An 11,644-nucleotide genomic window follows, 5' to 3' on the forward strand; every position below is an offset into this window, starting at 1 on the left:
TAGTCAGTGGTTCTGTGTGGGTCTAGTGATGTTTGGCCAAGGCTTGCGCTATCCTCGCCGGGTCCATCCCCAAAGGCACAGGAGTTCCATCGCCACATGGGCGCCCGCAACGGCGGTGATTTCCGACACGTCGAACGGCGGAGAGACCTCTACCACATCGCCTCCCACAAGGTTTATCCCGGCCAGATCACGCAGTAAGATCGCCGCCTGAGCGCTAGACATGCCGCCCCACACGGGCGTTCCGGTGCCGGGCGCAAAGGCGGGGTCCAAGGCGTCGATGTCAAAGGACAGATAGACCGGCCCGTCGCCCGCCCGCGCCTTGACAGCAGCGGCAACGGCGCTGGCCCCTACCTCTTGCATCTCTCGGGCGTCATGGATGTGGATGCCAAGGTTATCTTCCACCACGGTCCGTATCCCGATGTGAGAGGATCGAGCCACGTCAATCAGCCCCTCCTTCACCGCCGTGTAACAAAACGTCCCGTGGTCGATCCGCGCCGCGTCATCATCGGGCCAGGTGTCGGTGTGGGCATCTACCTGGATCAGCGCCAGGGGCCCGTGAACAGCCGCATGGGCGCGCAGAATTGGCAGGGTGATCGAATGATCGCCGCCAAGAGTAATGGCTGCGGCCCCTGCCCCAAGGATGGCCGTGATATGCGCCTCGATCCGGGCGGGGACATCGGGGGTATGGGCGTAGTCAAACGGCATGTCGCCATAGTCGGCGATGGCTAAGGCCTCCAGCGGGGAATAGCCGTCCCACCCATAGGGCGGATCGAAGGGCTGAAGCGCCGAGGCTGCGCGGATCGCCCGCGGCCCCAAGCGCGTACCGGGCCGGTTGGTGACGGATTGATCAAACGGGATACCGGAAATCGCAACATCCACACCTGTCAAATCCTTGGTGTATTTGCGTCGCAAGAACGAGGGCGCGCCGGAGAAGGCGTTCTCGTAAGCCAGCCCTTTCAGACCGTCCCGGGTAAAGGCCCCATCGACCTCGTTCTTTGCATCTTCCAGCGCCATGATATGCCCTTCGCGTTACATTCGCCCTTGCTATACCCGGATTGGGCCTTGGCGAAGCCCTGAATTGATCCATCTTGTGCCGGGAACCGGGGTGCGCGATGATTCCCTTTAATGTAAGCGGGCCGGAAGGGCCTGCGACAAAGGGATAAAGATGAGCGATCTGAAAGCGATGTTTCTGGAAGGCATGAGCCGCGCGGCCGCCTCGGTCTGTGTGGTGACAACCGATGGCCCCGCAGGACGCGGCGGGGTGACTGTGTCGGCCATGACGTCGATCTCGGCGGACGGCGATCAGCCCACTATGCTGACTTGCTTAAATGCCAGCGCCAGCTCCCTGCCGTTAGTGTTGGAAAACGGCTGCTTTTGCATCAACGTTCTTGGGATCGGCCAGACTGATATTTCCGACATTTTCTCGTCGCGTATCCCCGCGCCGGGGGGCGACAAGTTCAACGCCGTGGATCATATGGCGCTGGAAACCGGCGCGCCGTTTCTGACATCGGCGCTGGTGGGGTTTGATTGCCGGCTTGTATCGGCTGAGAAGATCGGCTCGCACCACATCTGTATCGGCGCAGTCGAGGCCGTGCGTGTGGCCGAGGAAGGCAAGCCGCTGCTCTATGGGATGCGCCGCTACCTCCGGGCCGAGAACCACTAAGCGCGACTAGGCATCAATCGAGGACAGACGCTTGGCCAGATCATCTCGATCCCGCTGAGACAGGCCCTTGGCGTCGCCAATCCTGTCCTCGATCTCATCCAGCAAGGTGCTGACCGAATTGCCGAACACCTCGGCAGAGATCGTGTTGAGCGCATCAAGGGCGTCTATCAGATGCAGTTGCACCTGCGCATTTTGCGCCCCATCCCGGATCAGCGGGCGGAATGCGGCCTCGACCAGATCCACGGGATCGGTTGAGGGGACGTGAACGCGGGCAAAGCGCACATCGGGGGCTTCGCGGACCTCCCATTGCGCCAGAACCGAAAGCTGTCTGCCAACCACCGCAATGGCGGTGCCGGGATCGTTCACGGCAGGCGAGAGCGCCCGCGATCCGATTTCGGCCAGTACCACCATGCCGTAGCGCGGGTCTTGGTCAAAACTGCGGAACCGATCCACGCTAAACGCTTGGCGCACCTGTTTGGCGGCATCGCACCCGCCCAATACATACAACAGGGGGGCGCCGGGGTAGATGAAATCGCCGGGCAACGCGGCAAGGTAGAACTGACAGCCCGCCGCCTCGGCACAATCGTTCAGCGCTTCGATGTCAATGTGTTGGATGTAGCCGGTTTCATCGCCGGTTAGGGGTTTCGCCCCCTCCGGTGGTGCGCCTTTCATCGGGCGCGCCCCCATCCAGGGCATTTCCAGCCGCGTGTTCAGCGCATCACGGGCGGCTTCCTCGACCCGGTCGAGCGTGTTGTTCATGCGCCCAAATTCCGGCAGGTAGCCCATCCACCGCAGAAGGGTCAGCACCACGATAATCACCACAAGGATCGTGGCGACAAATAACACCAACCTTGCCCCGGCGTCGTAATAGCCCGCGTTCAGGCCGATGATTGCCACGATGGAGTAGACAAAGGCCCCCAAAAAGGTGGCCAGTGTTGTTTGGGTCGTGGTGTCTTGCTGCAAAAGCGCAGTGGATCGCGGGGTGGCCGCACTGGCCGCAGCCGTGAAAGCGTTCACCGCAATAGAGAGTGAGAAGGTCGTGACTGCCAACATCGACGACGCAAGGATCTGCAAAACGTCATCCACGGCATCGCCGCCCAATGCCTCGGCCCATTCATCGGGCATGAGTGGTGACAGCAGAGGCGCGATCGCCGCCACAACAATCGCCAAAACGGCAAAAGCCGCCACACGCAGCCAAAGTTCGCGCAACAAACTGCGCAGGGTCCAGAGCCATTTACTAATCATGGCTGGAGGGTAGCGCGACGGGGCCATTGAACAATGGCCGCCCCGCATATTTTTTCCACGTTATGCCAGCGCCACTTTAGGCGGGGTTTGCACGCTCCACGAAACGCGCCAGAAGGCTGGCACCGATGGGAGAAATCTCATCATTGAAGTCGAATTCGGGGTGGTGCAGCCCCGCGCCTTCGCCTGCGCCGACGAATAGGTAGGCACCGGGGCGGGCCTCTAGCATGTAGGCGAAATCCTCGGCCCCCATCTCTTTGGGGGCGTCGGCATCGACCCGGTCGGCGCCGGCCACATCGCGGGCAACGTCGATGGCAAAGGCTGCCGCCGCGGCGTCATTGATTGTGGGCGGGTAGCCGCGCTCATACACAAAGTCGATTTCAACCCCGTAGCTTGCGGCTTGGCCTTGGGCGATTTCGCCCATACGGCGCTCCACCATGTCGCGCACATCGGCATCGAAGGTGCGCACAGTGCCGTTGAGGTAGGCGGTTTCAGGAATGACATTATCGGCAGTACCCGCGTGAATCTGCGTGACCGACACCACCAGATCATCCAATGCCCGGTTGTTGCGCGAAACGATGGTGCCAAAGCCCTGCGCCACGGCCAAAGCCGCCGGGACCGGGTCCAGTGTTTCATGGGGATAGGCGCCGTGCCCCCCCTTGCCCTTGATGTTCACGTGAAAGGTATCGGCTGCCGCCATGATCGCGCCGGGGTTGGTGAAGACGCTGCCCAAATCCTTGCCGGGGACGTTATGGAGCGCGAAGACCTTGGCGATATTGAAGGTGTCCATGATGCCCTCTTCCACCATCACCCCCGCGCCGCCGCCGCCTTCTTCCGCAGGTTGGAAAATCAGCGCGACACGGCCGGTGAAATTGCGGGTATCGGTCAGATACTTCGCCGCCCCCAATAGCATCGTTGTATGCCCGTCATGACCACAAGCGTGCATCCTCCCCGCGATGGTCGAGGCATGATCGACCCCCGTCGCCTCTTCGATGGGTAGCGCATCCATATCGGCGCGCAGACCGATGGTATCGCCCGGCACGCCGCTGTCGATAATCGCCACAACGCCTGAAGTCGCGATCCCTTCGTGAATATCGCTGATGCCGAACTCCTTCAGCTTCTCCACCACGAAGGCCGCCGTTTGGTGACATTCGAACTGCAATTCTGGGTGCATATGAAGATGCCTGCGCCAGGTTTTCATGTCGTCGGCCATGGCAGCGATGGAGTTGATGATGGGCATAGCGCTCTCCAATATCGGGGGGTATTTGCGCAGTGTTGAGCCTGCGGGCGCGAAGATGCAAGAACCTAACTGAGGGCTTGCCCTAGCGTGAATGTTGGCCCATCCCTTGCACCATGAAAACGCTCCCCTCCGACCCGATGCACCGCCTGCGCGCCATCATGGCGCGGCTGCGCGATCCCGTTCATGGCTGCCCTTGGGATGTGGAGCAGACCTTTGCCACCATCGCGCCTTACACGATCGAGGAAGCCTATGAAGTGGCCGACGCGATCGAGCGGGGCAGTATGGAGGAATTGCGCGGAGAGTTGGGGGATCTGCTGTTCCAGTCCGTCTTCCACGCGCAGATGGCCGAGGATGGTGGGCACTTCGATTTCGACGATGTGGCGCGCGCCATTGGCGACAAGATGATCGCCCGCCACCCCCATGTGTTCGGCGACGAGAGCAACGCCAAATCCGCCGAGCAACAGGTGGCGGATTGGGAAGCGGTCAAAGCCGCAGAGCGTGCCGCCAAGGATGCAGGCGGCGTATTGGATGACGTGGCGATGGGGTTGCCCGCCTTGATGCGGGCCGAAAAGCTGCAAAAACGCGCGGCGCGTGTGGGGTTTGACTGGCCCGAGATTGGCCATGTCATCGACAAGATCGCTGAAGAAGCCCAAGAGCTGGCCGAAGCGAAAGACACGCTTCCACAAGAGAAAATCGCCGAGGAAATGGGAGACCTGTTGTTCGTGATGGCCAATCTGGCGCGTCACCTGAAGGTGGACCCGGAAACGGCCCTGCGCGGCGCGAATGCCAAGTTCGTGCGCAGATTTTCCTATATTGAACAATCTCTTGCGGGGCGTTCTTCAAGCCCTGCCTCAAGCACCCTGGAAGAGATGGACGCGCTTTGGGATGAAGCGAAGGCCAAAGGGTTATGAGCGAAGCCGCCCCCTCCAACGTCCCCAAGGCCGCCGCCTTCATGATCGGCGCAATCGTGTCGTTCTCGGCCATGGCCGTCGCGGGGCGGCGCGTGACAGAAGAGTTGGATACCTTCGAGCTGATGACTTACCGCTCCGCCGTGGGGATTCTATTGGTCCTGCTTATCGGCGGGCTAAGCGGACATTTACGAGAGATCCGGGCAAACCGCCTGCCGCTTCACATCATCCGCAACGCCTGCCATTTCGCCGGCCAGAACCTGTGGTTCTTCGCGGTCAGTGCGATCCCCTTGGCACAGGTCTTCGCGCTGGAATTCACCGCGCCTCTTTGGGTCATCATTTTTGCGGCGCTGTTTCTGGGTGAGCGGTTGACTTGGGTGAGGGCCGCCTCGGGAGTGATTGGTTTCATTGGAATATTGATCGTCGTGCAGCCGGGTGCCGCGCCGTTTTCCCTCGGCATGGGGGCGTCGCTTTCGGCGGCAGTCTTCTTTGCGGCGACGGCGATTTTCACCAAACGCCTGACGGGCGACCAGACGATCACCTGCATCTTGTTCTGGCTCACGGTGATCCAGCTCATCTTTGGCCTCCTGTTCTGTCTTTACGACGGCACCATAGCCCTGCCGTCGCTGGCCCTTGTGCCTTGGGTGGTCCTGATTGGCATATGCGGGCTTGTGGCGCATTTCTGCATGACATCAGCCTTCGCACTGGCACCGGCCTCGGTCGTGATGCCGATTGATTTCGCCCGCCTGCCCCTGATCGCGGTAGTGGGCATGTTGTTCTTTGAGGAGCCGTTGCAATGGGCGGTGCTACTTGGCGCGGTCCTGATTTTCGGCGCGAACTACATGAATATATTAGCAGAACATCGCCGCGGGCGCAGACGTGTAACAGAAGTGTAACTTTTGAGACACATTGGCGCGTTGATCTGCCGATAACCGGAATGTGACGCAGGGGAATATTTGACCCAAGCGGAGCTTTCTCGCCCTTAATAACGTCAAGCCCTGTGTGGGAGAGCACAGGACACGTTTAGGGACACATCGACGGGGAGGCACTCATATGACCCGCTTTACAACAACAACCACCGCCCTCGCGGCACTTCTGGCCACCACCACCATCGCCCATGCGGGCGGAATTGATCGCAATGGTTTCAACATAAGCCCATTGTTCGAAGAGGGTGACTATGCTGAGTTTAGCTACAGCTACGTGCGGCCGGAGGTTTCGGGCAACTGGCCGACCAATGGTGCTTCTTCCGGGAATATGGCTGAGGATTTTTCGGCTTTTGGGTTTGCATACCGCACGGATCTGACTGAGCGATTGTCACTTGCCTTTGTTTATGACGACGCATTTGGGGCCGATATTTCCTATGAAAATTCCGATCCAGGTGGACCGGGCGGAGGCGGCTATCCGTTAAACAATTTCAACGCGACGCTCAGCGGCGTATCCGCAGCGGCGTTACTGCGCTACGAAATCGATGACCGTATTAGTGTTTACGGCGGACTGCGTTACGTCGTGATGGATGCCGAAATCAACTTCATCGGAGGGGGGTGGGTGCTGGCCCCCGGGCCTACACCGATTGCGGCAGACCAAACTTTGACCTACGAGTCCGATGGCGCTTGGGGCTACACTCTCGGGGCATCGTACGAAATTCCCGACATCGCTTTCCGGGCTACGGTAACTTACCAGTCGGCGACCGAACATGAACATACCATCATGTCTTCGACTGCGCCGTCAGCTGTTGGTCCCTATGCGACGTCAACGTCTTATTCGTTGCCTCAATCGTTGGAAGTTGCGGTTCAATCTGGTGTTGCAGAAGGCACGCTTGTGATGGCTTCGGTTCGCTGGACTGATTGGTCCGAGGCCGATATTCCAACCTTCTCTGCGCTCGGAACAATCTCTAATGATGACGTTTTCTCGTGGATGATTGGCGGCGCTCGTCGTCTTTCCGACGACTTTGCGCTTGTTGGACGTGTTACCTATGAAGCATCGTCGGGGGACGCGGCGTCGAACCTCGCACCTAGCGACGGTCGCGTTGGTCTTTCGCTCGCTGGGGTTTATGACATCTCCGATCAGATTACTTTGACGGGTGGCATCAACTATACCTTCCTTGGTGACGCCACCAGTGAAGGTCTGAACTCCACTTTCAACGATAACTCCGCATTCGGTGTTGGCTTCCGCCTCGGCTATTCGTTCTAAGCAAACCACATCCCTTCTCGAAAACCCCGCCGCGTCCTGCGCTGGCGGGGTTTTTCTTTGGCCTTGTCGCAAGTTCCGGGTCGCGGGGCGGCTCTAGCAGGCTTAGACCGTTGCCATGACACAAACCTCTGTGAGCACCCGCGCGTGGGCCGAGATGGGCCTTTTGGCCCTGATCTGGGGCGCGTCATTCCTGTCGATCAAATTGGGGTTGGAGGAGATCCCCTTCCTGACCCTCGTGGCGCATCGGGTGATCTGGGCCTGCTTGATCTTGTGGATCTATGTGCTGGTCCGCCGCCTGCCCGTGCCCGGTGATCTGCGTATTTGGGGGGCATTCGTGGTGATGGGGATGCTGAACAACGTGATCCCCTTCGCCCTGATGGCTTGGGGGCAGCAGTTCATCGAGACCGGGTTGACCTCGATCTTCAACGCAGGCACGGCCATTTTTGGCGTCCTGGTGGCGGCCCTGTGCTTTGCCGATGAACGACTGACCCTACGCAAATCCATCGGCGTGGCGGCGGCATTTACCGGGGTCGCTGTGGCGATTGGTTTGGACAGCTTGCGGCAGTTCGATATCCGGAGCCTCGCGCAATTGGCGGTGATTGCGGGGACGTTCTCCTATGCCTTGGCCAGCGCTTGGGCCCGCAAAAGGTTAATGGGGTTAACCCCTGCGGTGGCGGCGGCGGGGATGTTGACGGGCGCAAGCCTGATCCTGCTGCCGGCCGCTCTGGTGATGGACGGCGCCCCCACTTGGCCCACCCTGCCCCAGACATACCTCGCCGTGGGCTACTTCGCCGTGTTCGGCACAGCCTTTGCCTATCTACTTTACTACCGGGTTCTGGCGATGGTGGGCACGGGCAACGCCATGTTGGTGACGCTGCTGATCCCGCCCGTGGCGATCATTTTGGGCGCTGTGGTGTTAGAGGAGCGTCTTGCGCCCCAAGCCTTCTTGGGATTCGCGCTATTGGCGGTGGGGTTGCTGATTTTAGACGGGCGTATTTTGCGGGTCCTAAGGCGCGGGGGCGTGGGTCGAAACATTTGACCGGTGGGCGTGCGTTGCCCTAACGTCACCTTCATTGCGGGCATATTTCGCCCACGACTTGCAATGGAATTTGACCATGAAACACCTAATCGCATCCGCTTTGACGGCACTTTGTATTTTCACACTCAGCACGCCGAGCAGCCAGGCGCAGCAGAGCACCACGGGCTGGATGTCCAGCGCCGATTACCAGTATTTCTTTGATGAGGCGTATTATTCCCCCCTCATTCCCGTCCACGTAGAGGCCGGGCTTGTCTATGGGCATTTGCAGTTCAACGCCCATTTTGCGCCAGCGCCGGCAGGCCTGCGCGATTGGGCCACGCACCACGGCATGTCGGACGCCCAATTCGCCCAAACGAACCAGAATTACCTGTCTCAAGGCTACCGATTGCACCAGCACCACCGCTTGCAAGTCGAGGGATACTTGGCAAACCAGGGCATCTGGTATCGCTAAACGCATTCGCCCGCTTGCCTTGAGGCGTTTGCCCGTGGCAAGCATCGGCGATGGAATTGATCTACGACAGCCCGCAAGCCTTCCTTGATGCTCCCGCCAAACGAGTGGCCGTCTTTGGCATGTCTGGTCTTGGCAAAACGGTGCTGTCCAACAAGCTGCGCGATAGCGGGGATTGGTTTCACTACAGCGTCGATTACCGGATCGGCACCGCCTACATGGGCGAGCATATTGCCGACAACCTGAAGGCACAGGCGATGCAAGTGCCGCTATTGGCCGAACTTTTGCGCTCGGACAGTATCTATATCGGGTCCAACATCACCTTCGATAACCTCGCGCCGCTGTCCACCTATCTGGGCAAGCCGGGTGATCCCTCCAAGGGTGGCTTGCCGTTTGCCGAGTACCAACGTCGCCAAGCGCTGCATCGGAGAGCCGAGGTGAACGCGCTTCTTGACACGGTGCCGTTCATCCACCGGGCGGCTGCCTTGTACGGGTACGGTCATTTCATCTGCGATACCGGCGGCTCCATCTGTGAAGTGGTGTCCCCCGATGATCCCAAGGATGAGGTGTTGCAGACGCTGGCGTCCAACACCCTGATGATCTGGATTGAATCCCCCGAAGGCCATGATGCCGAGTTGATCCGCCGGTTCAAGCTGAACCCCAAGCCGATCTATTATCAGCCCGCCTTGCTAGAGACGCTCTGGCACGACTACCTTGCCCAACATGGGGTGACCGAGGCGCAGGTGGACCCCGATGACTTCGCGGTCCACGCCTTTTCGCGGGTGATCCAGAACCGTGCCCCTCTTTACGGGGCGATGGCGAAGAACTGGGGCGTTAGCGTCACAGCGGCAGAGGTGGAAGCCGTGCGCGACGCGCGCGACGCCGAGGAGATGATCGCGCATGCGCTGGCGCGCAACTCTATGTGAGGCCACTGGCACATCGCACCGCCTCCGCCTAAATTCTGCCGACGCAGCAAGAGAATAGACCCATGCCCATCAAATTGCCCGATACCCTGCCCGCCTATAACATCCTGTCGCGTGAAGGCGTGATGGTGATGCCCGAGGACGCGGCCTCGCAGCAGGACATCCGTCCCCTGCGTATCGGGCTGCTGAACCTGATGCCCAAAAAGATTCAGACGGAAACGCAGTTTGCGCGGCTGATCGGGGCATCGCCCTTGCAGATCGAGCTGTCGCTGATCCGCATGTCTGACCATGCCTCCAAGAACACCTCGTCCGAGCATATGGATGAGTTCTACCGACCCTTCTCGGAAGTGCAGGCCAGCGGAGAGAAGTTTGACGGTCTGCTAATTACCGGCGCCCCGATCGAGCATATGCCGTTTGAAGAAGTCACCTATTGGGAAGAGCTGAAAACGGTGATGGACTGGACCCAGACCCACGTGCATTCGACCTTCGGCATCTGCTGGGGCGGCATGGCGATGGCCTACCACTTCCACGGGATCAAGAAGCATATGCTGGACGCGAAAGCCTTTGGGTGTTTCCGTCATGTGAACCAAGCCCCGGCGTCACCTTACCTGCGGGGGTTCTCGGATGATGTGCTGATGCCCGTGTCGCGTTGGACGGAAGTGCGTGCCGACGAGGTGGCGCAGGCGGGCCTGACGACGCTGATCGGCTCGGATGAGGTGGGCCCCGCACTGGTGGAAGACGCAAGCCACCGGGCGCTATATGTGTTCAACCACTTTGAATACGACAGCGAGACCTTGAAGCAGGAATACGACCGCGACGCAGAGGCCGGCGCGCCGATCAACGTACCGGTGAACTACTATCCCGACGACGACCCGACCCGCACACCGATGAACCGCTGGCGGTCCCACGCCCATCTGCTTTATGGGAATTGGGTCAGCGAATTGTACCTGACAACGCCCTTCGACATGGACCAAATCGGCTTTGCCTCTACGGATTTGCGGCGATGAAACTGGTGCTGGCCCTCCTCGGCATTTTGGCTTGCGCCACATGCCTCCTCGCATTGGTCACGATCTGGCGAGCGGGGCGCAATGAGGCCGCGGCAGAGTCCGCAAATCCCCCTGCGGGGGCCTTTGTGCAGGTCGGTGACGCCCGCGTTCACTACATAGATGAGGGCGAAGGCCCCGTCGTCGTGCTGCTGCACGGGTCGGGCGGGAACCTGAACGATTGGACCTTCGACATGGTCGCTCGGCTCCGCGACCGTTACCGCGTCATTGCGTTTGATCGCCCCGGTCACGGCTATACGGAAGTGCCCGACGCTGGCGTTTCCATCGCCGATCAAGCGCGGCTTTTGGCCGAGGCGAGCCTTGCCTTGGGCGCTGAAAACCCCATTGTGGTCGGCCATTCCTTCGGCGGATCGGTGGCGACGGCTTGGGCAGTGGAACGGCCCGATGTGATGGCGGGCCTTGTGGTATTGGCAGGCGCGACAAACCCGTGGGACACCGGGATCAGCCCCTATTATCGCACCTTGGCCCACCCCATCGGCGGCCCGATCTTGGCGAACCTCCTAGCCGCATGGGTGCCGGAGCGCATCGTAACAGAGCAGGTGAACGCGGTCTTCACTCCGCAATCGGCGCCCGATGGCTACGGCACACATTTCGCCCCCGGCCTGACCCTGCGCCGCGCGTCTTTGCGGGAAAACGCGCTGCAACGGGTGGCTTTGCTGCCGCAGATTGAGGCGATGGTGCCGCGCTACAGTAACATTGCGGCACCGGTCGAGATCATCCACGGTGACGCCGACGCGACCGTTGGCCTGCACATTCACGCCATACCCCTCAGTCAGCAAATCCCCGACGCGGCCCTCACGGTGCTGGAAGACGTCGGCCATATGCCGCAACACGCCGATCCGGGGGCTATTGTCGAGGCGATTGGCCGCATTACCTTACGGGCGGGCCTGCGCTGATACCGCGCTGTTTCATTGCGAAACCGGATTC

Annotated in this window: 12 protein-coding genes; 9 read left to right on the forward strand and 3 right to left on the reverse strand. The window is 60.3% G+C overall.

Annotated features, from left to right (window positions below):
- Positions 1–48: 48 nt before the first annotated feature.
- The gene (speB, locus tag K3728_09755; GenBank protein ID UWQ94031.1) at positions 49–1,014 is read right to left on the reverse strand and encodes an agmatinase; all 966 of its coding nucleotides are present in this window, start codon (positions 1,012–1,014) and stop codon (positions 49–51) included.
- Positions 1,015–1,165: 151 nt separating this feature from the next.
- Between speB and K3728_09760 the strand changes: the two genes are divergently transcribed.
- Positions 1,166–1,663: a flavin reductase family protein gene (locus tag K3728_09760; protein UWQ94032.1), complete on the forward strand. Its 498-nt coding sequence runs from the start codon at positions 1,166–1,168 to the stop codon at positions 1,661–1,663.
- Between the two features lie 6 nt (positions 1,664–1,669).
- Here K3728_09760 and K3728_09765 read toward each other — a convergent pair whose 3' ends face one another.
- Positions 1,670–2,908 (reverse strand): DUF2254 domain-containing protein, encoded by a 1,239-nt coding sequence (locus K3728_09765; GenBank protein UWQ94033.1) that lies wholly within the window; start codon positions 2,906–2,908, stop codon positions 1,670–1,672.
- Between the two features lie 76 nt (positions 2,909–2,984).
- Positions 2,985–4,145 carry an amidohydrolase gene (locus K3728_09770; GenBank protein UWQ94034.1) on the reverse strand — a complete coding sequence of 387 codons (1,161 nt, stop codon included), beginning with the start codon at positions 4,143–4,145 and terminating at the stop codon, positions 2,985–2,987.
- Between the two features lie 113 nt (positions 4,146–4,258).
- On the opposite strand from K3728_09770, the gene mazG reads away from it, so the two are divergent.
- The 8 genes from mazG to K3728_09810 all read left to right on the forward strand — a co-directional run bounded on the left by mazG (position 4,259) and on the right by K3728_09810 (position 11,613).
- Positions 4,259–5,056: a nucleoside triphosphate pyrophosphohydrolase gene (mazG, locus tag K3728_09775; protein UWQ94035.1), complete on the forward strand. Its 798-nt coding sequence runs from the start codon at positions 4,259–4,261 to the stop codon at positions 5,054–5,056.
- Positions 5,053–5,949 (forward strand): DMT family transporter, encoded by an 897-nt coding sequence (locus K3728_09780; GenBank protein UWQ94036.1) that lies wholly within the window; start codon positions 5,053–5,055, stop codon positions 5,947–5,949. Before mazG ends, K3728_09780 begins: the two co-directional genes overlap by 4 nt.
- Positions 5,950–6,106: 157 nt before the next feature.
- Positions 6,107–7,243, forward strand: a complete 1,137-nt coding sequence (locus tag K3728_09785) for an outer membrane protein transport protein (protein ID UWQ94037.1) — start codon at positions 6,107–6,109, stop codon at positions 7,241–7,243.
- Positions 7,244–7,358: 115 nt separating this feature from the next.
- Positions 7,359–8,282 (forward strand): DMT family transporter, encoded by a 924-nt coding sequence (locus K3728_09790; GenBank protein UWQ94038.1) that lies wholly within the window; start codon positions 7,359–7,361, stop codon positions 8,280–8,282.
- A 76-nt stretch (positions 8,283–8,358) separates the two neighbouring features.
- Positions 8,359–8,733 (forward strand): hypothetical protein, encoded by a 375-nt coding sequence (locus K3728_09795; protein UWQ94039.1) that lies wholly within the window; start codon positions 8,359–8,361, stop codon positions 8,731–8,733.
- A gap of 50 nt (positions 8,734–8,783) precedes the next feature.
- On the forward strand, positions 8,784–9,656 hold the full coding sequence (locus K3728_09800) for an ATPase (protein ID UWQ94040.1): 873 nt from the start codon (positions 8,784–8,786) through the stop codon (positions 9,654–9,656).
- Between the two features lie 62 nt (positions 9,657–9,718).
- Positions 9,719–10,660, forward strand: coding sequence for a homoserine O-succinyltransferase (gene metA, locus K3728_09805; protein ID UWQ94041.1), 942 nt, complete (start codon positions 9,719–9,721; stop codon positions 10,658–10,660).
- Positions 10,657–11,613, forward strand: a complete 957-nt coding sequence (locus tag K3728_09810; protein UWQ94042.1) for an alpha/beta hydrolase — start codon at positions 10,657–10,659, stop codon at positions 11,611–11,613. Before metA ends, K3728_09810 begins: the two co-directional genes overlap by 4 nt.
- The last annotated feature ends 31 nt before the right edge of the window (positions 11,614–11,644 follow it).

It is taken from the genome of Rhodobacteraceae bacterium M385 (genome assembly GCA_025141835.1).
In the GTDB taxonomy this organism is placed as follows: domain Bacteria; phylum Pseudomonadota; class Alphaproteobacteria; order Rhodobacterales; family Rhodobacteraceae; genus Gymnodinialimonas.

Bases quoted from the DNA above. Each gene is read 5' to 3' on its own strand.
- K3728_09800 (UWQ94040.1), top strand. From the start codon at position 8,784: ATGGAATTGATCTACGACAGCCCGCAAGCCTTCCTTGATGCTCCCGCC.
- K3728_09780 (UWQ94036.1), top strand. From the start codon at position 5,053: ATGAGCGAAGCCGCCCCCTCCAACGTCCCCAAGGCCGCCGCCTTCATG.
- metA (UWQ94041.1), top strand. From the start codon at position 9,719: ATGCCCATCAAATTGCCCGATACCCTGCCCGCCTATAACATCCTGTCG.
- K3728_09810 (UWQ94042.1), top strand. From the start codon at position 10,657: ATGAAACTGGTGCTGGCCCTCCTCGGCATTTTGGCTTGCGCCACATGC.
- K3728_09785 (UWQ94037.1), top strand. From the start codon at position 6,107: ATGACCCGCTTTACAACAACAACCACCGCCCTCGCGGCACTTCTGGCC.
- K3728_09790 (UWQ94038.1), top strand. From the start codon at position 7,359: ATGACACAAACCTCTGTGAGCACCCGCGCGTGGGCCGAGATGGGCCTT.
- K3728_09760 (UWQ94032.1), top strand. From the start codon at position 1,166: ATGAGCGATCTGAAAGCGATGTTTCTGGAAGGCATGAGCCGCGCGGCC.
- K3728_09765 (UWQ94033.1), bottom strand. From the start codon at position 2,908: ATGATTAGTAAATGGCTCTGGACCCTGCGCAGTTTGTTGCGCGAACTT.
- mazG (UWQ94035.1), top strand. From the start codon at position 4,259: ATGAAAACGCTCCCCTCCGACCCGATGCACCGCCTGCGCGCCATCATG.
- speB (UWQ94031.1), bottom strand. From the start codon at position 1,014: ATGGCGCTGGAAGATGCAAAGAACGAGGTCGATGGGGCCTTTACCCGG.
- K3728_09770 (UWQ94034.1), bottom strand. From the start codon at position 4,145: ATGCCCATCATCAACTCCATCGCTGCCATGGCCGACGACATGAAAACC.
- K3728_09795 (UWQ94039.1), top strand. From the start codon at position 8,359: ATGAAACACCTAATCGCATCCGCTTTGACGGCACTTTGTATTTTCACA.